This is a genomic window from Streptomyces sp. NPDC005794 (assembly GCF_042871445.1).
Taxonomy (GTDB): Bacteria; Actinomycetota; Actinomycetes; order Streptomycetales; family Streptomycetaceae; genus Streptomyces.
Genome location: NZ_JBIAIN010000002.1, coordinates 138,981 through 165,842 on the forward strand (window position 1 = coordinate 138,981; position 26,862 = coordinate 165,842).

Below are 26,862 nucleotides of genomic sequence, written 5' to 3' on the forward strand. Positions count from 1 at the left end.
CTCAGCCCTCCCTCGCCGCGGCGCACACGGCCCGGCAGATCCGTGCCACATCGTCGTCACCGGTCACATAGGGCGGCATCGTGTACACGAGATCGCGGAACGGACGCAGCCACACGCCCTCGCGGACCGCGGCCCGGGTGGCGGCCGCCATGTCCACCTCGTGATCGAGCTGCACGACGCCGATCGCGCCCAGCACCCGGACGTCCCGTACGCCCGGCACACCGGCGGCCTCGGTCAGCCCCTGTCGCAGCCCCGTACCGATCCGCTCGACCTCCAGCGCCCAGTCCTGGCCCAGCAGCAGATCGACGGACGCGCAGGCCACCGCCGAGGCGAGCGGATTGCCCATGAACGTCGGCCCGTGCGCCAGTACCGGCACGTCCCCGCTCGAGATGCCCTGCGCCACCTCCGAGGTGCACAGCGTCGCAGCCAGCGTCAGATAGCCGCCGGTCAGCGCCTTGCCGACGCACATGACATCCGGTGACACCCCGGCGTGCCCTGCCGCGAACAACTGCCCGGTACGGCCGAACCCCGTCGCGATCTCGTCGAACACCAGCAGCACGTCGTTGGCGTCGCACGCCTCGCGGAGCACCCGCAGATACGCGGGGGAGTGGAAGCGCATCCCGCCCGCCCCCTGCACCACGGGCTCCACGATCACCGCTGCCAACTCGTCGGCATGGGCGGCTATCAGCTCGCGCAGATGCCTGGCGTAGCCCTCGTCCGGCTCGGCGTCGAAGCCGTCCGGAGGGGCGTCCGCGAAGATCTGCCGAGGGAGGGAACCCGACCACAGCTCGTGCATCCCGCCCTCGGGGTCGCACACCGACATCGGCTGCCAGGTGTCCCCGTGGTAGCCGCCGCGCCAGGTCAGCAGCCGGTGCTTGGCCGGCCGCCCCGCCGAACGCCAGTACTGCAGGCACATCTTCACCGCGACCTCGACGGAGACCGACCCCGAATCCGCGAGAAAGACGTGCTGCAGCGGACCGGGAGTGATCTCCACCAGCCGGGTCGCCAGCCGGACGGCGGGCTCGTGCGTGAGCCCGCCGAACATCACGTGGCTCATCCGGTCCAGCTGGCCGCGAGCGGCCTCGTTGAGCACCGGATGGTTGTAGCCGTGGACCGCCGACCACCAGGAGGACATTCCGTCCACCAACTCGCGCTGACCCTGAGCGGGTTCGGCGAGCCGGAGACGCACCCCCGACGCGGACTCGACGACCAGCGGCTCCTGCCGGCCCGGCATCGGGCCGTAGGGGTGCCAGACGTGGGCCCGGTCCAGGGCGCGGAGTTCTGCGGGGCGGAGCGGATCAGGCATTGGGCGCGAGATCCGTCCCGGCGCCGCGACGGCGTACCGCCACCAGATCCGTACGCGCTGTCAGCGCGCCGGCCGGCTCCGGCGCGGCCTCGGCGGTGTCGCCGCACGGAGCGCAGCCGCCCTCGTGCGAGCCGCAGCCGCCGGCCGCCGGCGCACGGTGCTCGGGGAGCGTCGTCGTGGCGGCTCCCTCCACCTCGAAACCCGCGTCGGCGATCATGTCGAGGTCGGTCTGTCCGGACTGGCCCTCACTGGTCAGATAGTCACCCAGGAAGATGGAGTTGACGAGGTTCAGGGCGAGCGGCTGCATCGAACGCAGATGGACCTCACGGCCGCCCGCGAGCCGGACCTCGACATCCGGGCACACGAACCTGACCATCGCCAGGATGCGCAGGCACCGCTGCGGCGTGAGGTGCCAGTCCTTCGCGAGCGGGGTCCCCTCCATGGGAATCAGGAAGTTCACCGGCACCGAGTCCGGATCCAGCTCGCGCAGCGAGAAGACCACGTCCACCAGGTCGGCGTCGGTCTCGCCCATGCCCGCGATCAGACCGGAGCACGCCGAGAGCCCGGCGGCCTGGGCCTGCTGCACGGTGTCCACCCGGTCTGCGTACGTGTGCGTGGTCGTGATGTCCCCGTACGTCCCCTCCGAGGTGTTGAGGTTGTGGTTGTACGCGTCGGCGCCCGCCGACCTCAGACGGTCGGCCTGGCCCTCCGAGAGCAGACCGAGGCAGGCACACACCTCGACGTCCTCGTGCTGCTCCTTGATGGCCTCGATCGTCTGCGACACCCGGTCGACGTCGCGGTCGGTCGGTCCCCGGCCGCTGGCCACCAGACACACCCGCTTGGCACCGCCGGCCACCCCCGCGGCGGCGGCCTTCTTCGCCTCGTCCGGTTTCAGCCAGGTGTACTTGAGGATCTCCGCCTTGGAGCCGAGCCGCTGCGAGCAGTACGAGCAGTCCTCGGGGCAGAGACCCGACTTCAGGTTCACCAGATAGTTGAGCTTGACGCGCCGGCCGAACCACTGGCGGCGCACCTTTCCGGCCGCGGCCACCACATCGAGCAGTTCGTCGTCGGAGGTCGCCAGCACGGCGAGCGCTTCGTCACGGGTCGGCAGTTCGCGCCGCAGCCCCTTTTCCACCAGCGTGTTCAGCAGGTCCATGGCCTTGATCCTGACGTACGGCACCGTCATCGGCCAAGGAGGAACCGGACAGCAGAGTCGGTCGATGCTGTGTGTATTGCCACACCCTGGCCTGTTGCGCGCCCGGTTAGGGTCTGTGAGCTGCCTACAAAAAGGGACCCGCCCATGTCCTACGCCCCGTTCGACTGGATCGACGACGAGGCCCGGCGCCGTACCGACGCCGGACTCGTCCGGACGCTGCGCTCCCGGCCCGCCGCGACGGAACTGCTGGACCTCGCGAGCAACGACTACCTGGGGCTGAGCCGCAACCCGGAGGTCACCGCAGCCGCGGCCGAGGCGGCACGGACATGGGGCGCGGGGGCCACCGGCTCGCGGCTCGTCACCGGATCCACCGCACTGCACGCGGAACTCGAACGCGAACTCGCCGCTTTCTGTGGTTTCGAAGCCGCCCTGGTGTTCTCCTCCGGCTACGCGGCCAACCTCGCCGCACTCACGGCGCTCACCGGACACGACTCGCTGATCGTGTCCGACGCCGGCAACCACGCCTCGATCGTCGACGGCTGCAGGCTCTCCCGGGCCGCCGTCACCGTCGCGCCGCACGCGGATCCCGAGGCCGTGTGCAAGGTGCTCCACACGCACGACGGACGGGCGCTTGCCGTGACCGACTCCGTCTTCTCGGTGGACGGCGACGCCGCCCCGCTGGCCGCACTCGCCGACGTCTGCCGCGACGCGGGCGCAGCCCTCCTCGTGGACGACGCCCATGGGCTGGGCGTCCTGGGCACGGGCGGACGCGGCGCGCTCGAGGCCGCAGGACTCGCGGGCGGCGAAGGCGTCGTCGCCACCCTCACCCTCTCCAAGTCGCTCGGCAGTCAGGGCGGAGCGGTGCTTGGCCCCGCCCGGGTCATCAGCCACCTGGTCAACACGGCCCGTACGTTCATCTTCGACACCGGTCTCGCCCCGGCCGCCGTCGGTGCGGCCCTGGGGGCCCTGCGTCTGCTGCGCCGCGAACCCGGACGCGCGGCGAGGGCCGGGGCCGTCGCCGTGGAACTGCACGGCCGGCTGACGGCGGCCGGACTGACCGCGGTACGGCCGGACGCCGCCGTCGTGTCGGTCCGCGCGCCCTCGGCGGAGTCGGCGGTGCGCTGGGCCGCCGACTGCCGTGCGGCGGGTCTCGCCGTGGGGTGCTTCCGGCCGCCGTCGGTGCCGGACGGGATCTCCAGGCTGCGACTGACCGCCCGGGCGGACCTGACGCAGGAGCAGATCTCCACAGCTGTGCGTACGGTCCTCGCGACGGCGCCCCTGCCGGTCAGCTGACCTGCTCACTGCGCCAGGGCTTCCTCACCAACGCCCTCAACCCCAAGGCGCCCGTGCTCTTCCTCAGCCTGCTGCCCCAGTTCGTCCCCGACGGCAGGCCGCCTCTGCCCAGGACGCTGCTGCTGGCGTCGCTGGTCGTCCTGCTCGCCCTCGTCTGGTTCCCGGCCGTGGCCCTGCTGGTGGACCGCCTGGGCCGGTGGCTGCGCCGGCCGCGTACCGCCCGTGCGATCGAGGGCGGCAGCGGCACGGCGCTCACCGCGCTGGGACTCCTCCTGGTGACCGGGCCCCTCCTGCACTGAGATCAGGCGACGAAGGCTGTCAGCGGACCCTCCCGTACCAGACGCTGCCGGACCAGATCTTCTCCAGCCGGACCACGGCGCCGGTCTTCGGTGAGTGCCAGACCTTCCCACTGCCGGCGTAGATGCCGACGTGGTACACACTGCGGCCCGCGTGGAAAAAGACCAGGTCGCCGCGTTGCCGCTGCGACCTGGAGATATGGCGGGTCGTGTTGTACTGCTGCTGAGCCGTGCGGGGGAGTTTCTTGCCGGCCTTCTTGAACGCGTAGAGCGTGAGCCCGGAGCAGTCGAACCGATGGGGGCCGGTGGCGCCCCAGCTGTAGGGAGCGCCCTTCTTCGAGGCTGCGATCTTGAGGGCCTTCGTCGAATGGACGGCGGCCTCGGCGTCGTTCACGAACCCCGGGGCCAGCATGGTGGTTCCTACGGCGAATGTCAGAACCGAGGCCGTGCCGGCCCGGGCGAACAGTGAGCGGACATGAACCTGCGCAGTCATGCGCAACCCTTCGTCAGCCGCCTGTGAAGGATGACCTGTCGGGTTCGGGCTGGCGAAGTTGCCCGGCCGCGCGAAGCGGCTTCACCCCGAGGGCCGCCCGGATATCCGGTCGGCCCGTTGTGCTCGGGTCCTCCACTCCTGCCGATCCATTCCTGTCGACCAGGCATCCGGGCAGCGGCAGGACTCGGCGTCCGCCCGGACCGCCCCGCCGTGGTGGCGGGGGCTTGTCGTCCCAGGGATCTTTACTCACGACCTGCCGGATTTCCTCGCTGACGTAGGCATATGTGAGAGTCGTCACGACTGATCCGATCGGGTGGACGCGGCCGGCTCCGAGCCGTGACGGCTGCACCGGACCAGCCGTGTACCAGGGGCGGAACGATGCATTCCGTTCAGTGTCCGCGCTCGGTGCGCAAGTTGGGCTGTCCCTCGACAGGGGGAGCTTCTACGCCGAACGAGCGAGGAAAACTCATCGGCCTGTCGGGCGTGTCGTGAAGGGGCGTCGAAAACCGCACCGGCAGCCCGAGTCGGGCAGTGGACGCGCTCAACTCGACGGTGCGGGAGGCACGGCGACCCGCCCGGCGCGACGCTCTCCGTCCAGCAGTCGAAGTGCCCTGGCCAGGGTGTCCGCGTGGATCTGCGACTCACCCCGCTCGTGCATCAACACGAGCGCGTCGCGGAGTGCGACGGCCCGGGACGCGAGAGCCTGGGCCGCCCGGAGTGCCCCGTACGTGTCGCTGCCGCGTGCGGGGTTGATGCGGCCGAGCTGGTCGAGTGCCTCCAGGTAGCGGTCGATGAACTCGGCCTCGGCGCGGGTCAGCGCGGGAAGTGGCGGGAACTGGGGCGAGAGCATGGGGCGTTCACCTCGCGGGATGCGGTGGCTGGGACGGCGTGCGGTTCTCCACGACATGGTCCACCAGCCCGAACGCCAGGGCGGCCGGGGCGTCGAGGATGGTGTCCCGTTCGATGTCGGCGCTGATCTCCCGCGTGGAGCGCCCCGTGTGACGGGCCAGCATGGCCGTGAGCAGCTCGCGCTCGCGCTCCAACTCACGGGCCTGGATCTCGAGATCGGAGGGCTGCCCCTGCACCGGCTCGTCCAGAGCGGGTTGCTGAATGACTACCCGGGCGCCCGGCAGGGCATGTCGGCGTCCGGGCGCGCCGGCCGCGAGCAGTACCGCGGCACTGGAACCCGCCTGACCGAGACAGAAGGTCTCCACCTCGCAGGCGAGGAAGTGCATGGTGTCGTAGATCGCCGTCATGGCGTTGAAGGAGCCACCGGGTGAGTTGATGTAGAGCGACAGCGGCCGGTCGGGGTCCGCGTGCTCCAGGTACATGAACTGTGCGATCAAGTCGGTCGCCGCGGTGTCGTCGACGGGTGTGCCGAGGAAGACGATCCGCTCCGACAGCAGCTTCGAGTACGGGTCCATGCTCCGCGACCCGTAAGCGGTGCGCTCGGTGAATTCGGGCAGTACATAGCGGGCGGCGGGACGGAACATGACGATGCCTCTCCTCGGACCACGGCGAATCGAAGTACGTAAAAAATGTACAGGACGTACAGGAGGTTAAGATGGGGGTATGGCCTACGAGATTCCGGTGACGCAAGCCCGGGCGGAGCTCGCCGAACTGATCAACCGCGTCGTCTACGGGGGCGAACGCGTGGTGGTGACGCGGCACGGGAAGCCGTTGATCGCCCTGGTGTCGGCGGCTGACCTGCAGCGACTCGAGAACGAGGAGGCTGCGGCGGACGAGGCGGCAGGCCAGGAGCAGGTGATCAGCTCGGTGTCCTCGATCCGCTCCGCGTCGTCTGCTACGGGCGAACGGCGCCGCTTCGGTATCGCGGCGGAGCACCGCGGCCACGAGGGCCGGGACCGCTGACGCGGGTGCGGGCACCCGGCGGTCATGGAACCGCGAAGAGTCGCGCCCCCTGCCCGTCCAGGCGGGGGGCGCGGCTCGGCGGGCGGGTGGTGAGCCGTCAGCTCGTGCGGGCCGGTTCGTGACGGTGGTCGGGGAGCTGCGTCGCGCTGTCCGCCTCCGGCTTCCGGCGCCCGCCGATCAGTACGGCGGTCAGGCCCAGTACGGCCCACGCCGTCAGGATCAGCACGGCCCCGCCCGTGGCGGCCCCGTCGAAGAACGCGACCGACCTCAGCAATGAGCCGCCCGCGCCCGGCGGGAGCCACTGGCCGATTTCGCCGACCGGTTCGGGAAGCAGTTCGGGTGCGCTGGTGACGCCCGAGAAGGAATTGCCGAGCAGCACCATCAGCAGTGCGCCCACACTGAGGCCCTTGGTACCGAGCAGCGCTGCGAGCCCGCCGACGCCCGAGGCGACGGCCAGCACCGTGAGCCCGATGACACCCGCATCCGCCCACCAGTCACCCGTGATCACGCCCAGCCAGCTGTGGGCGACCGCCGTGGCCGCGGCACCCACCAGTCCCGCCGCACCGACAAGGGTCAGGGCCGCTCGGGCGCCCCGCAGTCTCATGACGGTGACCAGGGCCCCGGCGGCGACCCCGGCGAGGGCCAGCGGCAGGATGCTCGCGCCGAGCGCGGCGCCGCGCGGATCCGCGGCGGGTGCCGCGACGACATCGGTGACCGGGACGGTGGTCCCCGCGGGTGCCGCGCCCTTGGCCGCCTCGGTCAGCAGCTGCGAGACGACGGGGCCTGCCGCCGAGGCGGTGAGGAGCTGCGGACCCTTCTCGGTGACGACGACGGCGCCGTATACGGCCCGGTCCTCGATCGCGGCACGGGCGGCGTCCGCGTCGTCGTAACGGTGGATCTCGAAGGCGCCCTCGCGTTGCTCGAACCGCTTCTGCAGCTGATCGGCCGCAGGTGCGGCACCCGCGATGCCCACGGGCAGCTCGCGTGGGGCGATCCGTGCGGCGGGCCACGAGAACGCCCAGAGGCTGAGCGTCACGATCAGGGGGACGAGGAGGATGACCGCGAGCGCGCGGCGATTCGGCTCAGCAGGCATGGCGGTTGCCCTCAATTCAAAGAGAAGGATCGTTCGTTTTACAGTTCCCACTGTCTCCACGGCTTCGGTGCTTGTCAAGAGGGAATGTTCGTTTTAGGTTGGGCTCATGGCACGCGTATCCCAGGAGCACCTCGACGCCCGCCGTCGGCAGATCCTCGCCGGGGCGGCGCGCTGCTTCGCCCGCAACGGCTTCCACGGCACCTCGATGCAGGACGTGCTGAAAGAGGTCGGGCTGTCCGCAGGGGCCGTCTACCGCTACTTCGCGGGTAAGGAGGACCTGATCGCGGCCATCGCCGACGAGGCGTTCCGCAGCATCCGGCGGGCCTTCGAGGAGGCTGCGGAGCTCACCCCGCCACCCACTCCCGACGTGCTGCTCGGCAGGGTGCTGCGCGGGGTCTTCGAAGGTCAGGTGTACGGGATGGAGCGCCGCACGTGTGCCGCGCTCATCGTCCAGGTGTGGGCCGAGACCCTGCGCAACGACCGGCTGGCGAAGGCTCTCGCCGACGGGTACACCGGCATGCGCGCGGCCTGGGCGAAGTTGGTGGACGCCTACCGGGCAGCCGGTCTCATGCACTCCGATGTTCCGGCCGACGATGTGGCCCGCACCATGATCGCCACCGCTCAGGGGTTCATGGCGCAGGAGGCGCTGTTCGGTGGGGCCGAACCCGACGTCCTGGAGCGCGGGTTGCGCGGGCTGATGTCCATGGATGCGCAAAAGGTCAGTTAACGCGCCGGAAAAACTTCCGCCTTAACGTGCAATACCTGGTCGCGGAACCCTCTTCATCGTTCAACAGAGTGTTGAAGGCGGGATAGGGTCCCGCTGCGTCCGGGGCAGGTACCGGGCGGAAGACGAAGAGGGTGGAAGCGTGCAACTGACTCCGCACGAACAGGAACGCCTGCTCATCCATGTGGCGGCCGATGTCGCAGAGAAGCGCAGGGCGCGCGGACTGCGGCTGAATCACCCCGAGGCGATCGCGCTGATCACGTCCCACCTCCTGGAGGGCGCCCGCGACGGCCGGACCGTGGCCGAGCTGATGGCCTCCGGCAGGAAGATCCTCACCCGGGACGACGTCATGGACGGCATACCGGAGATGATCCACGACGTACAGGTCGAGGCCACCTTCCCGGACGGCACCAAGCTCGTCACCGTCCACGACCCGATCGTCTGACGGGGGAGCGGCCGATGATTCCAGGGGAGATCCTGTACGCGCAGGACCCGGTGCCGCTCAACGAGGGCCGCCCGGTCACCCGTCTCACCGTTCTCAACGCCGCGGACCGGCCCGTCCAGGTCGGCTCGCACTACCACTTCGCCGAGGCCAACACCGGCCTGGACTTCGATCGCCGCGCCGCCCACGGGCTGCGGCTGAACATCGCCGCCGGGACCGCCGTGCGCTTCGAGCCCGGTGTCCCCGTCGATGTCGAACTCGTCCCGCTCGCAGGTCTGCGCATCGTCCCAGGACTGCGCGGCGACACCGGAGGTTCCCTCGATGCCTGAGCTCAGCCGCCCCGTGTACGCCGACCTGTTCGGGCCCACCACCGGCGACCGCATCCGGCTCGCCGACACCGATCTCGTCGTCGAGATCGAGGAGGACCGGTCGGGCGGGCCCGGGCGGGCCGGTGACGAAGCCGTGTTCGGCGGCGGCAAGGTCATCCGTGAATCGATGGGCCAGGCGCGGACCACCCGCGCCGAAGGCGCCCCCGACACCGTCGTCACGGGTGCCGTCATCATCGACCACTGGGGCGTCGTCAAGGCCGACATAGGTATCCGCGACGGCCGGATCACGGGGATCGGCAAGGCCGGGAACCCGGACACGATGGACGGCGTCCACCCCGATCTGGTCATCGGGCCCGAGACCGAGATCATCGCGGGCAACGGCAGGTTCATCACCGCCGGCGCCATCGACGCGCACGTCCACTTCATCTCGCCGACCCTTGTCGGCCAGGCACTCTCGTCCGGGATCACCACACTCGTCGGCGGAGGCACGGGCCCGGCCGAGGGGACCAAGGCCACGACGATCACTCCGGGGCCCTGGCACCTTGCCCGGATGTTCGAGGCGCTCGAGGGCTACCCGGTCAACATAGGCCTGCTCGGCAAGGGCAACACGATGTCCCGCGAAGCCATGCACTCGCAACTGCGCGCCGGAGCGCTGGGATTCAAGATCCATGAGGACTGGGGAGCCACCCCCGCCGTCATCGACGCCTGCCTGAGCGTGTGCGAGGAGACCGGCGCCCAGCTCGCCATCCACACCGACACGCTCAACGAGGCCGGGTTCGTCGCCGACACGCTGGCCGCCATCGCGGGGCGTTCCCTCCACGCTTACCACACCGAGGGCGCGGGCGGCGGGCATGCTCCCGACATCATCAGCGTGGTCTCGGAGCCGTACGTCCTGCCCAGCTCCACCAATCCGACCCGGCCGCACACCGTCAACACGATCGAGGAGCACCTCGACATGCTGATGGTCTGCCACCACCTCAACCCCACGGTGCCGGAGGACCTGGCCTTCGCCGAGTCCCGGATCCGGCCCTCGACCATCGCGGCCGAGGACATCCTCCATGACCTCGGAGCCATCTCGATCATCTCCTCCGACTCCCAGGCGATGGGCCGCATCGGCGAGGTGATCCTGCGTACCTGGCAGACCGCCCATGTGATGAAACGGCGACGCGGCGCTCTGCCGGGTGACGGCCCCGCCGACAATCACCGGGCACGTCGCTACGTCGCCAAATACACCATCAACCCGGCGGTGGCCCAAGGTCTTGACCGGGAGATCGGTTCCGTCGAGACCGGCAAGCTCGCCGACCTCGTGCTCTGGGACCCGGCCTTCTTCGGCGTCAAGCCGCAGACCGTGATCAAGGGTGGCCAGATCGCGTACGCGCAGATGGGCGACGCCAACGCCTCGATCCCCACTCCGCAGCCGGTCATGCCCCGCCCGATGTTCGGTGCCATGGGCCGGGCTCCCGCATCCAACTCCCTCAACTTCGTGTCCTCCGCCGCCATCGAGGCGGGGCTGCCGGAGCGCCTTGGGCTCGGCAAGGCGTTCGTGCCGATCACCAGCACCCGCGGCGTCACCAAGGCGGACATGCGGGAGAACGACGCCCTGCCTCAGGTTCACGTCGACCCCGACAGCTTCGCCGTCACCATCGACGGTGATCCGGTCGAACCGGCCCCGGCCGCCGAACTCCCCATGGCTCAGCGCTACTTCCTCTTCTGAGGGCGGGACAGCACCTCATGACGACACGCGCAGCCCTGCTCGTCCTCGCCGACGGCCGGTTCCCCGCCGGTGGCCACGCCCACTCCGGTGGTGCCGAGCCGGCCGTCAAGGCAGGACACATCCGGAACGCCCAGGGCCTGGCGGACTTCTGTCTGGGCCGACTGCACACCACCGGACTCACCTCCGCCGCGCTGGCCGCCGCGGCGGCCCACGGCCTCGACCCGCTCGCCCTCGACGAGGCCGCCGACGCCCGGACGCCCTCGCCCGCCCTCAGGAACGTCGCACGCAAGCTCGGCCGGCAGCTGATGAGGGCGGCGCGAGCCACCTGGCCCAGCCCCGAACTGGCCGCGCTCGCCGAAGCCCGGCCCCGCGGCGCCCACCAGCCCGTCGTCCTCGGCCTCACGGCACGCGCCGCAGGCCTGGGGCCCGCCGACGCCGCACACTGCGTGGCCTACGAAACGGTCAGCGGGCCGGCGACCGCGGTGGTCCGCCTGCTGTCCCTCGACCCCTTCGAGGCCACCGCGGTCCTCGCCCGGCTCACGCCCGCTCTCGACCAGGTGGCCGAACAGGCCGCCGAGGCCGCACGGCACGGCATCGACGCCCTGCCGGCCGCTTCCGCCCCGATGCTCGACATCTCGGCCGAGGCCCACGCGGCCTGGCCGGTCCGCCTGTTCGCCTCCTGACCCCCGGAACCACAGACCTGGAGCCGCACCCATGCATCTCGACCACGCTCACAACGGCCCCACGGCCGTCAGCGCCGACGCCGCCCGCCCCGACGGAACCCGTCGCGCCCTGCGGATCGGCCTCGGCGGCCCGGTCGGCTCGGGCAAGACAGCCACCGTCGCCGCCCTCTGCCGGGCCCTGCGCGACCGCGTCTCCATCGCCGTCGTCACCAACGACATCTACACCCGCGAGGACGCCGCCTTCCTGCTCCGCAACGCGGTACTGCCGCCCGAGCGCATCCAGGCCGTCGAGACCGGCGCCTGCCCGCACACCGCCATCCGCGACGACATCTCCGCCAACCTCGAAGCCGTCGAGGACCTGGAGGACTCCGTGGGGCCCCTCGATCTGATCCTCGTCGAATCGGGCGGCGACAACCTCACCGCCACCTTCTCCAAGGGGCTCGTCGACGCCCAGGTCTTCGTGATCGATGTCGCGGGGGGCGACGACATCCCGCGTAAGGGCGGCCCCGGTGTCACGACCGCCGACCTGCTCGTCATCAACAAGACCGACCTCGCCCCCTACGTCGGCTCCGACCTGGACCGGATGGCCCGCGACGCCGCCGCCCAGCGCGGCGCACTCCCCGTGGTGTTCACCTCCCTGACCGGGGACGACGGTGTCGCCCCCGTCGCGGACTGGGTGCGGGCGCGGCTCGCGGACTGGGCGGCATGAGCGTCGCGGCCACCGCCCGGATCACGGCCGTCGCAGACGGGCGGGGGTCCACCGCCCTTCCGGTGCTGGAGAGCGCCGGGCCGCTCGCCCTGCGCCGGACCAGATCGCCGGACACCACGTACGCGCGGGTCACCGTGGTCGGTGCGATGAGCGCACCCCTCGGCGGCGACCGGCTCGCGATCGAGGCCCGGGCCGAGGACGGTGCCCGGGTGACGGTGGACTCCGCCGCCGCCACCGTGGCGCTGCCGGGGCCGGGCCCGGACGCGGGCCCCGCCTCGTACGACGTACGGCTGAGCGTGGGGGAGGGGGCGGAACTCCACTGGCTCCCCGAACAACTCGTCTCCGCCCACGGCAGCGCGCTCGACATGACCACCCGGGCCGAACTCTCCGGCACCGCACGCCTGGTACTCCGGGAGGAACAGATCCTGGGCCGCCACGGAGAACGCACCGGCCGGCTCTCGACCCGTCTGACGGTACGCAGAGCCGGACGGCCACTGCTCGACCAGCAGCTGGCGTACGGTCCGGGGACGCCCGGAGGCTGGGACGGTCCGGCCGTCCTGGGCGGCCACCGGGCCGTCGGACAACTGCTCCTCGTCGACCCCGCGTTCGGCGGCGCCCTCCCCGCGCCACGCCTGCTCGGCCCCACCGCCGCGCTCACCCCGCTGGCCGGTCCCGCTGTCCTGGTGACCGCGCTCGCCGCCGACGCACGGCTGCTGCGCGCGGTGCTGGACGAGGCGCTGGAGGAGCTGCTGAAGGGGCCCGCAGCCCTCCGGAAGCCCTGAGTTCGCTCAGCGGGACAGCGGGCACCGGTTATTGGTTCGGTAAAGAAACATGCGTACGCCCTGTTCTCGGCAACGTCACAGACGAAAGGATCTGCCTGGACACATGAACGAACGCGCCGCCACGGCGACGCATCACGCAGGGGGAGGTTCGACTTGAGACGCACAGCGATGCTCGGTTCGGCCGGCACACTGATCGCGGGCACGCTCATAGCGGGGGCGATAGCCGCACCGGCCGCCGGTGCCGACAGCCGGCACCACGGTGACCAGGAGGCGCGCGGGGCACAGACCGCCGCCGCTCGAGCCGCGAAGGCGGGTATCGACTGGACGGACTGCCCGGCCGACTGGGCGATCGCCGCACCCATCCAGTGCGGCTGGGTGAGCGTTCCGCTCGACTACAGCAAGCCGAACGGCAAGCAGATCAAGCTCGCGGTCGACCGGCACGTCAGCACGGGCACGAAGGACGAGCGCCAGGGCGCACTCGTCTACAACCCCGGAGGCCCCGGCGGCTCCGGTATGGCCTTCCCGAAGCGCGTCGTCACCAAGAACCCGCTCTGGACGAAGACGGCGAAGGCATACGACTTCGTCGGCTTCGACCCGCGCGGCGTCGGACACTCGGCGCCGATCTCCTGCATCGATCCGCAGGAGTTCGTGAAGGCCCCGAAGGCCGACCCGGTACCGGACAGCGAGGCCGACAAGCGGGCCCAGCGCAAGCTCGCGGCCGAGTACGCCGACGGCTGCGCCGAGCGCAGCGGCGAGATGCTGCCGCACATGACCACGCCCAACACCGCACGTGACCTGGACGTCATCCGCGCCGCGCTCGGTGAGAAGAAGCTCAACTTCCTGGGCGTCTCCTACGGCACCTACCTGGGCGCGGTGTACGGCACGCTCTTCCCGTCGCACGTGCGCCGCATGGTCGTCGACAGCGTGGTCAACCCGGCGAAGGACAACATCTGGTACGAGGCCAACCTCAACCAGGACATCGCCTTCCAGACGCGCTGGAACGACTGGAAGGAGTGGGTCGCGGAGAACGACGCGGCCTACCACATCGGTGACACGCCCGAGAAGGTCGAGCAGGCGTGGCTGACGCTGCGCGCGGCGGCCAAGAAGAACCCGATCGGTGGCGTCGTCGGACCCGCCGAGCTCATCGGATTCTTCCAGGGCGCGCCGTACTACGACTCCGCCTGGGCGCCCACCGCCCAGATCTGGAGCGACTATCTGGGCGGCGACACCCAGGCGCTGATCGACGCCGCGGCACCCGACCTGTCGGACACCGCGGGCAACATCAGCTCGGAGAACGGCAACGCCGTCTACACGGCGGTCGAGTGCGCGGACGCCAAGTGGCCCACCAGCTGGAAGAAGTGGGACCGCGACAACACCAGGCTCCACCAGGACCACCCGTTCATGACCTGGGCCAACGCCTGGATGAACCTGCCCTGCGCGACCTGGCCGTCCACGCAGCAGACGCCGTTGGACGTCCGTACGGGCAAGGGCCTGCCGCCGGTGCTGATCGTGCAGTCCACGCGCGATGCCGCCACCCCGTACGAGGGTGCCGTCGAGCTGCACAAGCGCTTCAAGGGCTCCCGCCTCATCACCGAGGAGGGTGCCGGCTCGCACGGAGTCACCGGACTGGTCAACCCCTGCGTCAACGAGCGGGTGGACACCTACCTGCTCACCGGGAAGACCGACCGGCGCGATGTGACGTGCGCCCCGCACGCCACACCGAAGCCGTGAGCACCACCTGAACGTGGGCGGGCGGCCGATGTCTTCCGGCGGCCGCCCGCTCACCCCCGGCCGTGCCACCCCGCCGACATCCCCCGGCCGGCGGGGCGTGTTCACGCCCTCCGGTCGTGCCGATCCAGCCAGGCGTCCTCGGCCGCGTAGTCGAAGAGCGCCTCGCCGTAGGCGCGCGCCATCTTCGGGAAGGCCTGCGTCCAGTCGCGCCCGTCGAGCTGCGCGGCGAGCCATTCGACGGTCTGCGGCAGCGACGGGGCATAGCCCGTCACCGGGCGGTAGCCCAGCTCCCGTTCGGCGGCCGACATGTCGTACACGACGGGATGCGCGCCGCTCCACGGCGTCTCCCCGATACCGCCTTCGGGCGGCGCACCGGCCACCAGGACCGTCTCGGTCTCCAGACCGAGCACGTCATCCACGGCCGCGCCGATCTCGGCGACGGTCGGTGCCTGCGGGTCCCCCGCGTTGAGCACCCGGGAGGCCGGTCGCAGAGCGGCGAGCCGTATCAGCTCGGCGACGTTGGACACATGGACCGGATGGAAGCGGCTCGCCCCGCCGTACGCGAGGACCCGCCGCCGGCGTCCGTCCAGCAGACGCTTGACGAAGTACAGCTCGCGCGGCGTCCTGCAGTGCTCCCCGTGCACCGCGCCCGCCCGCAGCAGTGTCACGGGCAACGCTTCGCCGACCGCCAGCAGTTGCTCCTCGAGCGCCACCTTCCGTGTCCCGTACGTGGCGTCCCCGGGCGCCACCGTGCGCTGCGTCTCCGGGATCGGCACCGGATATTCCGGGAATCCGTCCGGCTCACCCTGGGTGTCGAAACTGCGGCCCCGGTCGTCCTCGTACACCGCGCCGCTGGACATGACGACCGCGGACCCGGCCAGGTCCGCGAGCCCCGCCAGCTGCGCCGCGTGATCCCGGCCGAAGGCGACCACGTCGACCAGGACATCGCACCCGTCGCCGAGCGCCGATGCCGGCGCCCCCGCCTCCTCGCGGTCGAGTGCGACGGTGCGGACCCCGTCGTCCCAGGTGCCGTCCCGGCCACCACCGCGGGAGGCCGCGGTCACCTCCCAGCCGTCCTCGGCCAGAGCCCGCACCGCGGCCCGGCCGATCTGTCCCGTCGCGCCCAGTACGAACGCTCGTCCTCTGCTCATACGGAGAACGCTACGGCTGCCTCATCGGCCCGGACAGGTAAATCGGCCCGCAGCAGATTCCCCGCTCAGCGTGTCCGCCGCGGGAACTTCTTGGACTCCTCGGCCTGCGCCGCCTTCGCCTTGACGGCGTACTGGTCGACGTACTCCTGTCCGGAGAGCCCGAGGATGGCGTACATGATCTCGTCCGTGACCGCCCGGACAGCCGCCTTCTGGTCCTCCAGGCCGGCGTAGCGGGAGAAGTCCAGCGGTTCCCCGAAGCGGATCGTGACCCGCTTGATCTTGGGCACCTTCTGCCCGGGGGGCTGGATCTCGAACGTGCCGACCATCGCGCAGGGGATGACCGGGACCCCTGCCTTGATCGCCATCACCGCGACCCCGACCTTGCCCTTGTACAGCCGTCCGTCGTGCGAGCGGGTGCCTTCCGGATAGATGCCCAGCAGTTCACCCTTGCTCAGCACCCCCAGCCCTTCGCGGATGGCCGCCTGCCCCGCTTCCTTGCCGGACCGGTCCACGGGGATCTGCCCGATGCTGTGGAAGAACGCCGCGGTCAGCTTGCCCTTGATGCCCGGGCCGGTGAAGTACTCGGCCTTCGCGAGGAACGTGATGCGGCGCTTGAGGATCGCGGGCATCAGGAAGTGGTCGGAGAAGGAGAGATGGTTGCCCGCGACGATGGCGGCACCGTCGTCCGGGATGTGTTCGAGCCCTTCGATGCGGGGCCGGAACGTCAGGCGGAGCAAGGGGCCCAGCACGACGTACTTCAGGACGTAATAGAACACAGCATCTCTCCTAGCCTTCTGGACCGGGCTGTTGGCCGCGTTCTGCCAGGTCACATACGGTCGACGGTCCGTACGAGCTCGTCGCTGCTCTCCGGCGATCGATCGTAGCCCTCTTCCGGGCCTCTCCGGGAAGCCGCGGACCGAGGGAGACCTGCGGCGACCCGGACAACGGTGAACGCCGCGACGGCCCGCAGACCATGCGCGAGGACGGCGGCCAGGCCAACCTCCCGGTCAACGCCCGTTACTGACGGGCCTCGAGCTTGCTCCGGGCCCGCCGCCGAGGTGGTCTCCCGTTCTTCCGCCACACTGGGGCGTAGAGCCGACGCCGCGACGAGCCGCCGGCTGGATGACCACGAGCCAGAACGGGAGCCTCAGGAATCCGATGGCCGACATGACCGCCCTCACCCAGCTCTGCCCGCCTCCGGACCAGGCCATGAACATCCACTGGGAGACAGTCGAAGCGAACCTCGGCATGCCGCTGCCACAGGACTACAGACAACTGGCGGACCGCTACGGGCCCGGCGTGTTCAACGACTATCTCCACGTCTACCACCCGCACGGCGTGACCGAGTACGTCAACCTCACGGGCCCCATGCCCGGCCGGATCCGGGCACAGTTGCGCAAGGACTACGAACAGGGGACGCATCCCGTTCCGTACGATCCCGAAACGCTCTTCGCCTGCGCCGGAACCGACAACGGCGAGTACCTCTTCTGGATCACGGATCCCGCAGCGGACCCCGACCGCTGGCGCATCGCGGTCAACCAGGCCCGTGGCCCCGGCTGGTTCACGTACGACGGGACCCTGACCGCCTTCCTCACCGCCGTCCTCGGCGGTCAGATCCAGGTCCCCCTGTTCCCGGCCGGCATCGTCGAGGCGTCCGCCCGTTTCGAACCCGCACGCCCCCAGCTCTGGAAACCTGGGCCCTTTCCCGTCACCCGGCCCGTCGACACCAGGTCGATCCGTTCGTGGGCACGGGCCCACGGCTACGACGTGCCGTCCCGGGGACGGGTCCCCCTGGAGGCCCGGGAAGCCTGGGAACGCAGGAAACCGAAGGACTGACGCCCACAGGGCAGGTTGCCGGTCCCTGTGCTCCATGCCGCCTGCCCCCGCGACCTCTCCCGTCCCGCCTGCACCGCGGCCTGGCACCGTGCCGGGCCGGCCGAGGCGCTCGCTGTTCGAGCAGTGCGCTTGACGTGGCCTCAGCAGCGGTCGGGACCGACGTAGACGGCCAGGTTCGCCAGAGAGGACGTGAAGCCTGCGGCGTGGTCCTCTGCGGAGATGCCGTCCGGGACGTCTTCGGCAACGATGTCGACGCGCGTCTCCCCTCCGACAGGGGTGACCCTCCAGGTCATGATCATCGTGCCGGCGTAGGCAGGATCGTCGGAGACGAAGTCCACCGCCTGCACGACCCGCACACCGGCGACGACGTCGACGAAGCGACCCTCGACGACGTCCGAATCCGCGGTCGCTTTACCGGGGGCGCCGGATGCGTCGGAATAGGTCAGCACCAACCGGTACGACCCACCCGGCCGGGCATCGTACTGCTCGAACCTGCCGGTCATCCCGGCTGGAGGAAGCCAAGCGGCGACCGCCTCACGGTCGACGAGCGCGGCCCAGACGCGATCGGATGGTGCGGCGATGACCCGCGACGCCCTGTCCGTACGTGGCATGGCGCGACCTTAGCACCGCCCCTCGCGCTCACCCGGCGCACGGACACCGAGGTGGAGATATTCGAATCGGGGGCGGGCCAGGCGCTCGGTGACGACCAGCGCGACGTGTCCATTCCCGGGTACCCGGACGAACCCGAGCCGCTGTGCTTCCCACGAGCTCGGCATCGGAGCTGCGCGGTTTTACGTCGTCCAGAATCAGGGCATGGATGTTTCCCAACTGCTCGAAGCCGCCGCCCTGCTGACGCCCGAGGAGAACGCGACGGCGAACGACATCACGGTCGACGACGTCTGGGAGTACCTCACCCACGACGAGTGGGAAGTGGCTCTCGGCCTGCTGGAGGAACTCGGTGACGTCCAGCCGCTTCCGCCCGGCTTCTGGGAGACCCTGGCCGCTGCCGCCGAACAGATGCAGCTCGAGACCAGTGCGGCGTGGTGCCACTGGCGCTGCTACGAGGCCCGGAACGGTGTGATCCGGGCCGACCTCACCCTCCGCCCGGCTGCCGAAGCACGACGGCAGACACCCATAACCGGTGCCGGGGTCCTGCGCCCGATGTGGGACATCGGACACCGGGCCCCGAGCGGCGAGCCGGCGTTGGACATCGCGCGCCTCTGGGTGGAATGCACGCCGTTCCTGGAGCCCGGTGGACGAGCTCCGGTACGGCTCGCCCCTCTCGACGCCTCGCAGTGGCGTCACCTTCGGCAGGGTCAGGTGATCACCATGCACGAGGACCGGTCCGTAGCCGGAACCGCGGTCGTCCTGGAGCTTCGACGTCCAGCGACCCCGCCCGCACCGTGAAGCCGTCCGGCCCCGCCGAGGAGCGGGGCGCGGGCGGCGGGCTCAGTCCCTGCCGGACCTCGGCCGCTGGGCGCGCCACACCAGGGCTCCGCCCGTGGCGCCGTATGCCAGGAGCAGGGCGCCGTTCCGGGCGTCCTGGCGCCGCTCCAGGGACTGGACCCGCTGTTGCTGCTCGTAGGTGCGTGTCGCGACATGGACGCTTCCGTCGAGCACCGCGCACCGGGTGTCCCCGCGCCGCATGGGCCCTGGGTGCTCCTCGCCGTCCTGGCCCACGTTCGCCCCGGGACAGACGATCTCCGTCGAGGCCGTCAGCGCGCCTCCGAGGCTTACTGCTCCCCATACCCCCGGGACGAGGAAAAGGCCCACGAGGGCGCCCCCGTACTTCATCGAACCCCTTCGCACATGGCCGGTACCGGACGTTCCGTGCGACCCGCCTGAGGCCCGGGATGCGCGGCCCCACGGTACGCCTGTGCCACTCGGTCCCGGAAGGGAACCGTGCCGGGCGCGTGGACAGGGGCTGCCCGGACCGCATCGGTGACTCGGCTCCCTCTCCCTACGTGACGAACCCGGGCACGTCCAGCACGTATGACTGCCTGTCACCACCCCCGCGTACGCCTGGGAGTATGAGGAGTCACCGCTGCCTCACCTCCTGGAGTACGACCATGACCCGTCGACACCTCATGCCCCGGCCGGAGGGACCTCCCCGTCCGGCGCATCGGGTGGGGCTCCGCGAGGCGCGGTACCGGGACGGCGCCGGGCGGTTCGGCACGGCGCCGTTCCACGGGACGCCGGCTGACCGGTGACGCGCGGGCAGATCACGGACACGGCATCCGAACTCCCGGTTCAGTCCCCGCCGCTCGCCGAACCCTTCACGACTCCCCCTTCCCCACGACCCCGGAGATCCCGCCATGCCACGCGTCCTCCTCGTCGAAGACGATCCCTCCGTGCGCGAGGGCGTCGAGCTCGGGCTGCTCCGGCGCGGGCACGAGGTCCTCGCCACCGCGACCGGCGAGGCCGGTCTGGAGGCACTGCGTGCCTTTCGCCCCGATCTCCTGCTGCTGGACCTGATGCTGCCCGCCATGAGCGGCGTCCAGGTGTGCTGCCGGGTACGCGAGACGAGCCAGTTGCCGATCATCATGCTGACCGCGCGCGGCGACGACATCGACATCGTCGTCGGCCTGGAGGCGGGTGCGGACGACTACATCGTCAAGCCCGCCCGTACCGAGGTCATCGAGGCCCGCATACGTGCCGTGCTGCGCCGCATCGAAAGCCCGACCGACGCGAGGCCCGCCGTCGAGCACCACGGTGGACTCGACATCGACCGCGTCGGATACACCGTCTCCATGGCGGGCGACCAGGTCGCCCTCGCGCCCTCCGAACTGAAGCTTCTGCTGCGCCTGTCGGCGGTGCCGGAACAGGTCTTCAGCCGGCAGCAGCTCCTGGAAGACGTCTGGGAGCACGAATACCACTGCGACGTCCGGCTGGTGGACGCCTGCGTGCGCCGGCTGCGCGTCAAGATCGAGGATCCCTCCCGCAGTCCTCGGTACATTCAGACCGTACGGGGCTTCGGCTACCGCTTCGGTCCGCTGTGAGGATGCCCGGAGCGACCGCCGCGTTCGGGCTGCGCACCCGGCTGGTGATCGGATTCCTGCTGGTGGCCGCGGTCAGCGCCGCCACGACCGCCGCGTTGACCTACCGGGAGGCGCGCAGCGCTGTCCTCGCGCGTGCGCAGGACACGGCCGTCACCTCCTTCCGCGAGGAGGTCGAGCAGTTCGTCCCCACCCTTCCCCTGGATCCGGATTCGCTGCGGTGGTACCTCTACGACATCGCGGCGCGCGCCAAACCCCATCCGTGGATCGTCTTCGCCGAGTACGGCTCGTTGCGCGCCTCCTCAGGTGACCGGCCGGTCTCCGGTGTTCTGACCGCGGAGCTGCGCCGCACCGCGCTCACTTCGCCGCACGGCAGTTTCGAGCGGGTCGTCAAGGACGGGACCGCGTATCTGACGATCGGGATGCCGGTGATGACCCGGGTCGTCGCCGGCGGCGACGCGGTGCCGAGCGGCCTCGTTCTCTTCGCCGTGATGCCCATGACGAACGAGGAGGCGGACATCGACGCGCTGGTGACCGCGGCCCGCGACGGCGCGCTGCCGGGTCTGGCCGTGGCCCTGGTGCCCGCACTGCTCGCGGCGCGCAGCGTGCTACGCCCCGTCCGTGCACTGCGGCGTGCCGCACACTCCATGGGCGGCGGGCGGCTCGACACGCGTATCCCCGTACACGGCAGGGACGAAATGGCCGACCTGGCCAGGACGTTCAACGAGTCGGCAGCCCGCCTCGAAGGCTCCGTGCAGGAGTTGCGGGACGCCGGGACGCGGGCCCGACGCTTCGCCTCGGACGTCTCCCACGAGTTGCGCACCCCACTCGCCGGCATGCTCGCCGTCACGGACGTGGTGGACGAGGACGCCGAGACGCTCGACCCGGACACCGCTCGGGCGGTGCGCCTGATCAGTACCGAGACCGGCAGACTGGCCGTACTGGTGGAGGATCTGATGGAGATCTCCCGCTTCGACGCCCGCGCGGCGGAGCTCAACGCCGACGAGGTGGATGCGGCGGAGGCCGTGCGCAGCACCCTGTCCGGCAGGCAGTGGCTCGGCCGGGTCCGCGCGGAGCTGCCCGAGGGCTTCCGTATCCGCCTCGACCCGCGCCGCTTCGACGTCATCGTGGCCAACCTGGTCGGCAACGCCCTGCGCCATGGTGCCGAACCGGTCACTGTGCGGCTGTCGGCACGCGGGGGCGCGCTGATCACCGAGGTGCACGACAGCGGCCCCGGGATCGCGCCGGACGCGCTGCCGCACATCTTCGACCGTTTCTACAAGGCGGACGCCGCACGATCCCGTTCATCGGGCAGCGGCCTCGGTCTCGCGATCACCGAGGAGAACGTACACCTGCACGGCGGCACGATCCGCGCGGAGAACGCGCCCGGCGGCGGCGCCCTGTTCACGGTGGAACTGCCCTTCGGCGGGCCCGCGTCCGGTCGCGGCGCGGACGGTCCGGCGTCTGCGCACGGTGGCACGGGACCGGGGGACAGCCGCGAGCGGACGGAGGCCGCCGCGTGGTGAAGCCGGCGTTCCCTGCCCGCCGGGCGGTCCGGCTCGCCGCGCTGCTGGTGCTCGCCGTGGGCCCGCTCGTGGGCTGCGGTATCCAGGAGACGGCCGTGATCGAGGCCGGCAGCCCGGCTGTCGCCGATCTGCTTCCCCCGCGCGAGGGACGTGTGCTGCTGTTCTTCTTCTCCCCCGACAACGAACTGCTGCCCGTGCCGAGGACTGTCGACGCACCGTGGCGGAGCGGCGTCGAGGGCTCCGTCGGGCCGGATGACTCCTCGGCCCGCCCGGACGGGGCGCACAGGCCGGACGGCCTCGGCGGTTCGCCACCGGCGGGTGAGGAGACGAGCGGGCCCCTCTCGCCACGCGCGGCCGTCACCGCCCTGCTCGCCGGGCCGGACAAGGCCGAACGGCGGGCCGGGTTCCGCAACGCTCCCTCGCTGCCCCGTGCGGCATCCGCCGTGGGCCGGATCGTGAGGGGCGACCTCACCGTCGAGGTCGAGCTGCGCCTGCGGGTGACACGGCTGACCGCCCCCGCCCGCGACCAGCTCGTCTGCACGGCCGCGTACGCGGCGGATGCGCAGGGGACCGTGTCCGTGAGCCTGGTCGGCGAGGAAGGACGCCTCGCCCCGGCCGACTGCCCCGTTCGCCCCGTCCCGGTGCCGGCACGCTGAGCCGTGACAGAACGGCTGGGCACCGGTCGAGGCTTCCCGGCGGCCCCGCACGGGAAGGCAGCGGCCCGCCGGAACCTCCCTGGGTTCCGGCGGGCCGCTCTCCTCAACTCACCCGGGGCTGTGTCCCGTCCGTCGGAGTCTCACCCGATCGCGCGAGTCCCGCAGGTTCCGGTTCGGTGTCGCCTCACCTGCCGAAGAAGGCGTTGTGGATCGTGACCGTCGACCGGTTGTCATTCCTGTCGGTGACGACGGCCTTCAGCGAAATCGCCTTGCCCTTCTCCGGGGCGCGTACCGTGATCTTGTCCGCCTCGACCGGGGCGGACAGCCACTTCGTGTTGTCGTACGACACCAGGACGCGCAGGCTCTTCAGGTTGGCGCCGGCCGCCGCGCCCTGCACCTCGACGGGGACGGTCTGCATGTCGCCCGCCGGAACGGTGGAGTCCAACGCGAGCTGCGGCAGGAAACGGACCGTGGAGACCGGGAGCGTCGTCGGGCTCTCGGTGCGGGCCGAGCTGAAGGTCCACGAGGCGTCGATCCGCGTCCCGGTGCGGTTGAACGTCGGGTTCCGGTGGATCGTGGTTGCCACCGTGTACGCGGCGGCTTCCGACGGCAGTGTGAAGGGCTCCTGGTCGATGGCAGCGTCCTTCTGCGTGTACAGCTCGCCGTTGCGGTGGACGGTGGTGCTCGCACCTGAGTACTGGGCGAACCCGGAATGGCCCGCCCCGTCACTGACCAGCGGCAACGCGCCGTAGATGTCGTCGCCGTCGCGCACGAGCCCGTCGTCCGCCTTCAACCGCGGCCCCAGTACACCGACATTGAAGGTCTCGGTGTACGTCGCCCCCGCCGTGAACCGCTGCGGCCCGTCGAGTTCATACGCCGAGTCGAAGCTCCGGTAGCCCGCCGCGTCCGCCTCGCCCAGTACACCCGCGACGATGTTCCAAGCGGCCCCGTCGGCCGTGGACAGATACACATGGCGCGTTCCCGGTGCCGACTGCACGGAGTAGAGGGCTTCGACGCCGCCTCCGTGGTCCAGCATGCCGTGCGCCGCGAGGGCGCCGTCGAGACCGGGTACGGACGATCCGATCCTTGCCTTCACCAGGGCCATGTCCTTGGGGGTGTACGTCTTGCTGTAGCCGGTGGCCAGCTCCTGGACCGGGCCGCCGGTGAGGACGTTGTATTCGGTGGTGCCCCGCTCCCATTGCGCGGACCACTGCTGGGTGAGGGAGCCGTCGTCCATCTCGGGCCCCTGGTAGGCGGTGCGCAGGTTGTCGAAGCTGCTGAACTCGCCCCCCTCGATGAGGAAGGTCTCGGGTGTGTTCAGGGTGTACATCATTCCGGCACGCGTGGGGCGTGCGGCAGCGTCCGGCACCTTGACGGTCACGGGCCGGGTGGTCCGGGCGTCGAGGGTGACAGTCGTGGGACCGGTCACCGACAGCTGCGGATTGCTGATCAGATCGGCGCCCTTGTCCGGGGCCGCGGGGTCGACCAGCATGTCGGCGGCGAGGCTGTAGGTACCGCGCGGCAGCCGGACCGTGGCGGAGCCCGATGACAGATCCGGGAAGAACCGCTGGCCCTCGGCGGACTCGCGGTAGCCCTTCAGATCGGCCTGCCAGGCAGTGCTGGCTTCACCGTCGCGTCCGATCGTCTTGAAGGTGACGTCGTACGATTCGCTCTCACGCTCCACCGCTGCCGCGGTGCGCACGGTCCGGCCACCTCCGGACGCGACGACCGTGGCCGAGTACGAGCCGTCGACCGTGCCGCCGAGCCGGGTGTCGGCCGTCAGATCCACGGTGGCGTCGCCGCCCGCCGGAACCGTGATCCGCTGGGTCCCGAGGGTGAAGAACCCGGCAGGCGCGGGCTGTCCGTCTCCGCCGGTGGGCGCCGCCAGCGACAGGTCCAGCGTCACGTCGGCGGTGCCGTTGTTCCGGTACGTCATCTGCTCGGTGACGGGTGTGTCGTCGGTGTGGGGCCACTTCTGGGTGCCCAGGCTGATCGAGCCCGGTTCGGAGAAGACCGTCTGGTCGATCGCCTTGTCGACGGCGAGCCGGCCCGCGCCCTGCTGGAAGACCGAGTGGGAGCCGTCCTTGGCCGAGCCCGTCAGGACAGCCTTGATCTGTGCGCCCGTCCAGGCGGGGTTCTTCTGCTTGAGGACGGCCGCGGCGCCCGCGACGTGCGGGGTCGCCATCGACGTGCCGCTCTGGCTGATGTATCCGGGAGGGTTCTGTCCCGAGGTGCCGGCCGCCGCGGCCGCCGTGATCTCCACGCCCGGCGCGGTGATGTCGGGCTTGACGGCGCCGTCCCCGGCGCGGGGCCCGACGCTGGAGAAGTCGGCGATCTGGTCGTCGTCGTCGACGGCGCCGACGGTGAGGGCCGCGTCGGCGCTGCCCGGCGATGCGACCGTGCCCCGCCCCGGCCCGCTGTTGCCCGCGGCTATCGCGAACAGGATGTCCTTCTCCGCGGAAACCTTGTTGACCTGGGCTTCCAGCGGGTCGATCCCGACGGTGTCGGGGCTGCCCAGGCTCATGTTGATGATGTCGGCACCCTGGGCGACGGCCCAGTCGACCCCCGCGAGGATGCCGGAGTCTTCACCGACGCCCCGGTCGTCCAGCACCTTGGCGTTGATCAACTGGGCTGCGGGTGCCACGCCTTTGAACCGGGAGTCCTTCGCCCCCGTACCGGCCGCGATGGAGGCCACATGCGTGCCGTGTCCGACACGGTCCCGGGCGTCAGGGGAGCCGCTGAAGTTCTGCTCCGCCACCACCCGGCCCGTCAGGTCCGGGTGGGTGGCGTCGATCCCGGTGTCCACGACGGCGATCTTCACACCGGCGCCGTCGTACGAGCGGGCCCAGGCCGCCGGGGCGGCGATCTGGCCGGTGCTGCGGTCGAGCGACGCCTTCCGCACGCCGTCCAGCCAGATCCGTGCGATGCCGGAGGTCCTGGCCGCCGAACCGTCGTCCTGCTGACGGGTCAGGGCGTCCCACAGCGAGCCCGTGCTGTCGGTGGCGCCGGCGTCGGTGACGGCATCGGCGTCGAGGGCCGACAGAATCCGGCGGACGGTGGTGCCGTCGGAGGACCGCACCTCGGCGCGGGCGGACTCGGCCGCCGATCCCCGGTAGCCGACGATGACCTTCAGCCCCGCCCGGTGGGCCTTGCGGCTCGCCGGTTCGGAGAGTCCGGTGATGTCGAACAGCCGCTGGTCCAGCGTGCCGTCGGCGATCAGCCGCCGGGCGTCACGCGGCACCACATGGGTACGACCGTTGTGGGTCTGGGTGAAGAACGGTATGTCCTCCCGGCCCTTCGCCCGCTGGATACCGCCGACCCGGCCACGGGAGTCCACGAGGACCCGGTCACCAGTGATCAAGGTGACGGTGTGCACGGTCCTGCCGGCTGCTCCTAAGCCCTTGGTGGTGACCGGGGATGCCGTGTCCGGTGCGCCGGTCCTCGCCGATGCCGGGCCGGTCATGCCCGCCGTCAGGACGACGGCGGCCGCAGCGACGACGGCGTACGCCTTCTTTGATCGTTTACGCAAGATTGTCCCTGCTCAGGAGTGAATCGGGCGGGCGAAGGCCCGGCCCGCACGGGGACGTGTTCGGATACGTACGGCCCCGGGGCCCTGAAGTATTCCGGGGTCGCTCGGACGCACTCAATGATCGTTGTGTAACAGCCGTTCGGAGTGATCGGGCTTACTCGGGAGGGCGTACGGCCCCGGATCCATCGCGTTGCGCGGCACCTCGTCGGTGGTCGGCCGCCGCCGCTCGGGCACCGTGAAGCAGGCGCGTCCGGCCGTCGCGTACTCCTGGAGGGCCTCCTCGGCGGCCCTGGCCGCCGAGGCGACGCTCACCTGGTCGGGACCACCGCCCACCACACCGTCCCGCCTCAGGTGTCGCGGGTGGCGGCCATCCCCAGCGTGGCGAGCCCCAGGATCACCCAGCCGAACCAGAGCCAGCCGTTGCTCCCCAGTGCCACCGTGTACGCCGTCACCGCGACCAGCGCGCCGACGGTGAGCACTCCCATGGTCTTCGTGGATCCAGGCATGAGCACACGCTCCTCACCCGGCCGCACGGCCGTTGCAGC

At 70.9% G+C, this 26,862-nt stretch carries 28 protein-coding genes, 1 pseudogene and 1 riboswitch; of the genes and pseudogenes, 16 read left to right on the forward strand and 13 right to left on the reverse strand.

The features are described from left to right. Nucleotide 1: 1 nt before the first annotated feature. A complete protein-coding gene (locus ACFYQ5_RS03255) occupies nucleotides 2–1,306 on the reverse strand; it encodes an adenosylmethionine--8-amino-7-oxononanoate transaminase (RefSeq protein ID WP_389192351.1) in 1,305 nt (434 codons plus the stop codon). After that, the gene (bioB, locus tag ACFYQ5_RS03260; protein WP_389193084.1) at nucleotides 1,299–2,462 is read right to left on the reverse strand and encodes a biotin synthase BioB; all 1,164 of its coding nucleotides are present in this window, start codon (nucleotides 2,460–2,462) and stop codon (nucleotides 1,299–1,301) included. Before bioB ends, ACFYQ5_RS03255 begins: the two co-directional genes overlap by 8 nt. Nucleotides 2,463–2,606: 144 nt before the next feature. Between bioB and ACFYQ5_RS03265 the strand changes: the two genes are divergently transcribed. Further along, nucleotides 2,607–3,755: an 8-amino-7-oxononanoate synthase gene (locus ACFYQ5_RS03265; protein ID WP_389192354.1), complete on the forward strand. Its 1,149-nt coding sequence runs from the start codon at nucleotides 2,607–2,609 to the stop codon at nucleotides 3,753–3,755. Between the two features lie 5 nt (nucleotides 3,756–3,760). Beyond that, a pseudogene (locus tag ACFYQ5_RS03270) lies at nucleotides 3,761–4,054 on the forward strand (LysE family translocator); the annotation flags it as partial. Nucleotides 4,055–4,073: 19 nt separating this feature from the next. Here ACFYQ5_RS03270 and ACFYQ5_RS03275 read toward each other — a convergent pair. From ACFYQ5_RS03275 to ACFYQ5_RS03285, 3 genes are all read right to left on the reverse strand, one after another. Then, on the reverse strand, nucleotides 4,074–4,544 hold the full coding sequence (locus ACFYQ5_RS03275; protein WP_389192357.1) for a C40 family peptidase: 471 nt from the start codon (nucleotides 4,542–4,544) through the stop codon (nucleotides 4,074–4,076). 3 nt (nucleotides 4,545–4,547) lie between these two features. After that, nucleotides 4,548–4,744, reverse strand: a riboswitch (cyclic di-AMP (ydaO/yuaA leader). A 341-nt stretch (nucleotides 4,745–5,085) separates the two neighbouring features. Continuing rightward, nucleotides 5,086–5,394 carry a hypothetical protein gene (locus tag ACFYQ5_RS03280; protein ID WP_389192359.1) on the reverse strand — a complete coding sequence of 103 codons (309 nt, stop codon included), beginning with the start codon at nucleotides 5,392–5,394 and terminating at the stop codon, nucleotides 5,086–5,088. A 7-nt stretch (nucleotides 5,395–5,401) separates the two neighbouring features. After that, nucleotides 5,402–6,037, reverse strand: a complete 636-nt coding sequence (locus ACFYQ5_RS03285; protein ID WP_389192361.1) for an ATP-dependent Clp protease proteolytic subunit — start codon at nucleotides 6,035–6,037, stop codon at nucleotides 5,402–5,404. Between the two features lie 79 nt (nucleotides 6,038–6,116). On the opposite strand from ACFYQ5_RS03285, the gene ACFYQ5_RS03290 reads away from it, so the two are divergent. Next, entirely contained in the window at nucleotides 6,117–6,416 is a 300-nt protein-coding gene (locus ACFYQ5_RS03290; protein WP_389192363.1) for a type II toxin-antitoxin system Phd/YefM family antitoxin, read from the forward strand. A gap of 97 nt (nucleotides 6,417–6,513) precedes the next feature. Here the strand turns inward: ACFYQ5_RS03290 and ACFYQ5_RS03295 are convergent, their stop codons facing one another. Next, a complete protein-coding gene (locus tag ACFYQ5_RS03295; protein ID WP_389192365.1) occupies nucleotides 6,514–7,509 on the reverse strand; it encodes an ABC transporter permease in 996 nt (331 codons plus the stop codon). Nucleotides 7,510–7,615: 106 nt separating this feature from the next. Between ACFYQ5_RS03295 and ACFYQ5_RS03300 the strand changes: the two genes are divergently transcribed. The 8 genes from ACFYQ5_RS03300 (at nucleotide 7,616) to ACFYQ5_RS03335 (ending at nucleotide 14,623) form a co-directional block, all read left to right on the forward strand. Next, the gene (locus ACFYQ5_RS03300; protein WP_389192368.1) at nucleotides 7,616–8,236 is read left to right on the forward strand and encodes a TetR/AcrR family transcriptional regulator; all 621 of its coding nucleotides are present in this window, start codon (nucleotides 7,616–7,618) and stop codon (nucleotides 8,234–8,236) included. A 139-nt stretch (nucleotides 8,237–8,375) separates the two neighbouring features. Then, nucleotides 8,376–8,678, forward strand: a complete 303-nt coding sequence (locus ACFYQ5_RS03305) for an urease subunit gamma (RefSeq protein ID WP_389192371.1) — start codon at nucleotides 8,376–8,378, stop codon at nucleotides 8,676–8,678. Nucleotides 8,679–8,692: 14 nt separating this feature from the next. Then, entirely contained in the window at nucleotides 8,693–9,004 is a 312-nt protein-coding gene (locus ACFYQ5_RS03310) for an urease subunit beta (RefSeq protein WP_389192374.1), read from the forward strand. Then, nucleotides 8,997–10,718 carry an urease subunit alpha gene (locus ACFYQ5_RS03315; protein WP_389192377.1) on the forward strand — a complete coding sequence of 574 codons (1,722 nt, stop codon included), beginning with the start codon at nucleotides 8,997–8,999 and terminating at the stop codon, nucleotides 10,716–10,718. The genes ACFYQ5_RS03310 and ACFYQ5_RS03315 overlap by 8 nt, the downstream gene beginning before the upstream one ends. A gap of 17 nt (nucleotides 10,719–10,735) precedes the next feature. Continuing rightward, nucleotides 10,736–11,401 carry an urease accessory protein UreF gene (locus tag ACFYQ5_RS03320; protein WP_389192380.1) on the forward strand — a complete coding sequence of 222 codons (666 nt, stop codon included), beginning with the start codon at nucleotides 10,736–10,738 and terminating at the stop codon, nucleotides 11,399–11,401. A 31-nt stretch (nucleotides 11,402–11,432) separates the two neighbouring features. After that, nucleotides 11,433–12,110 carry an urease accessory protein UreG gene (ureG, locus tag ACFYQ5_RS03325; protein ID WP_389192382.1) on the forward strand — a complete coding sequence of 226 codons (678 nt, stop codon included), beginning with the start codon at nucleotides 11,433–11,435 and terminating at the stop codon, nucleotides 12,108–12,110. Beyond that, nucleotides 12,107–12,892 (forward strand): urease accessory protein UreD, encoded by a 786-nt coding sequence (locus ACFYQ5_RS03330; RefSeq protein ID WP_389192385.1) that lies wholly within the window; start codon nucleotides 12,107–12,109, stop codon nucleotides 12,890–12,892. Before ureG ends, ACFYQ5_RS03330 begins: the two co-directional genes overlap by 4 nt. Before the next feature lie 168 nt (nucleotides 12,893–13,060). Further along, a complete protein-coding gene (locus ACFYQ5_RS03335; protein WP_389193086.1) occupies nucleotides 13,061–14,623 on the forward strand; it encodes an alpha/beta hydrolase in 1,563 nt (520 codons plus the stop codon). Between the two features lie 101 nt (nucleotides 14,624–14,724). Here the strand turns inward: ACFYQ5_RS03335 and ACFYQ5_RS03340 are convergent, their stop codons facing one another. Together ACFYQ5_RS03340 and ACFYQ5_RS03345 are read right to left on the reverse strand one after the other, a co-directional pair. Beyond that, nucleotides 14,725–15,774, reverse strand: a complete 1,050-nt coding sequence (locus tag ACFYQ5_RS03340) for an NAD-dependent epimerase/dehydratase family protein (RefSeq protein WP_389192388.1) — start codon at nucleotides 15,772–15,774, stop codon at nucleotides 14,725–14,727. A gap of 65 nt (nucleotides 15,775–15,839) precedes the next feature. Further along, nucleotides 15,840–16,550, reverse strand: a complete 711-nt coding sequence (locus ACFYQ5_RS03345) for a lysophospholipid acyltransferase family protein (RefSeq protein WP_389192390.1) — start codon at nucleotides 16,548–16,550, stop codon at nucleotides 15,840–15,842. 382 nt (nucleotides 16,551–16,932) lie between these two features. Between ACFYQ5_RS03345 and ACFYQ5_RS03350 the strand changes: the two genes are divergently transcribed. Further along, complete coding sequence (locus ACFYQ5_RS03350) at nucleotides 16,933–17,610, forward strand: hypothetical protein (RefSeq protein WP_389192393.1); 678 nt, start codon at nucleotides 16,933–16,935, stop codon at nucleotides 17,608–17,610. A gap of 140 nt (nucleotides 17,611–17,750) precedes the next feature. On the opposite strand, the gene ACFYQ5_RS03355 is transcribed toward ACFYQ5_RS03350, so the two are convergent. Next, the gene (locus ACFYQ5_RS03355; RefSeq protein ID WP_389192396.1) at nucleotides 17,751–18,221 is read right to left on the reverse strand and encodes an SRPBCC domain-containing protein; all 471 of its coding nucleotides are present in this window, start codon (nucleotides 18,219–18,221) and stop codon (nucleotides 17,751–17,753) included. Nucleotides 18,222–18,423: 202 nt separating this feature from the next. Between ACFYQ5_RS03355 and ACFYQ5_RS03360 the strand changes: the two genes are divergently transcribed. Further along, a complete protein-coding gene (locus tag ACFYQ5_RS03360; protein WP_389192399.1) occupies nucleotides 18,424–19,017 on the forward strand; it encodes a hypothetical protein in 594 nt (197 codons plus the stop codon). A gap of 42 nt (nucleotides 19,018–19,059) precedes the next feature. Here the strand turns inward: ACFYQ5_RS03360 and ACFYQ5_RS03365 are convergent, their stop codons facing one another. After that, entirely contained in the window at nucleotides 19,060–19,404 is a 345-nt protein-coding gene (locus ACFYQ5_RS03365; RefSeq protein ID WP_389192402.1) for a hypothetical protein, read from the reverse strand. A 521-nt stretch (nucleotides 19,405–19,925) separates the two neighbouring features. Between ACFYQ5_RS03365 and ACFYQ5_RS03370 the strand changes: the two genes are divergently transcribed. Genes ACFYQ5_RS03370 through ACFYQ5_RS03380 form a run of 3 tightly spaced genes read left to right on the forward strand, consistent with a single transcriptional unit; the run spans nucleotide 19,926 to nucleotide 22,788 of the window. Beyond that, a complete protein-coding gene (locus tag ACFYQ5_RS03370; protein ID WP_389192405.1) occupies nucleotides 19,926–20,609 on the forward strand; it encodes a response regulator in 684 nt (227 codons plus the stop codon). Then, nucleotides 20,606–22,132: an ATP-binding protein gene (locus ACFYQ5_RS03375; protein ID WP_389192408.1), complete on the forward strand. Its 1,527-nt coding sequence runs from the start codon at nucleotides 20,606–20,608 to the stop codon at nucleotides 22,130–22,132. Before ACFYQ5_RS03370 ends, ACFYQ5_RS03375 begins: the two co-directional genes overlap by 4 nt. Then, nucleotides 22,126–22,788: a hypothetical protein gene (locus tag ACFYQ5_RS03380; protein WP_389192411.1), complete on the forward strand. Its 663-nt coding sequence runs from the start codon at nucleotides 22,126–22,128 to the stop codon at nucleotides 22,786–22,788. Before ACFYQ5_RS03375 ends, ACFYQ5_RS03380 begins: the two co-directional genes overlap by 7 nt. 184 nt (nucleotides 22,789–22,972) lie before the next feature. Here the strand turns inward: ACFYQ5_RS03380 and ACFYQ5_RS03385 are convergent, their stop codons facing one another. The 3 genes from ACFYQ5_RS03385 to ACFYQ5_RS03395 form a co-directional block, all read right to left on the reverse strand. Continuing rightward, on the reverse strand, nucleotides 22,973–26,317 hold the full coding sequence (locus ACFYQ5_RS03385; RefSeq protein ID WP_389192414.1) for a S8 family serine peptidase: 3,345 nt from the start codon (nucleotides 26,315–26,317) through the stop codon (nucleotides 22,973–22,975). A 114-nt stretch (nucleotides 26,318–26,431) separates the two neighbouring features. Continuing rightward, the gene (locus ACFYQ5_RS03390) at nucleotides 26,432–26,650 is read right to left on the reverse strand and encodes a hypothetical protein (protein ID WP_389192417.1); all 219 of its coding nucleotides are present in this window, start codon (nucleotides 26,648–26,650) and stop codon (nucleotides 26,432–26,434) included. A 14-nt stretch (nucleotides 26,651–26,664) separates the two neighbouring features. Continuing rightward, a complete protein-coding gene (locus ACFYQ5_RS03395) occupies nucleotides 26,665–26,823 on the reverse strand; it encodes a hypothetical protein (RefSeq protein WP_389192420.1) in 159 nt (52 codons plus the stop codon). Nucleotides 26,824–26,862: the final 39 nt, after the last annotated feature.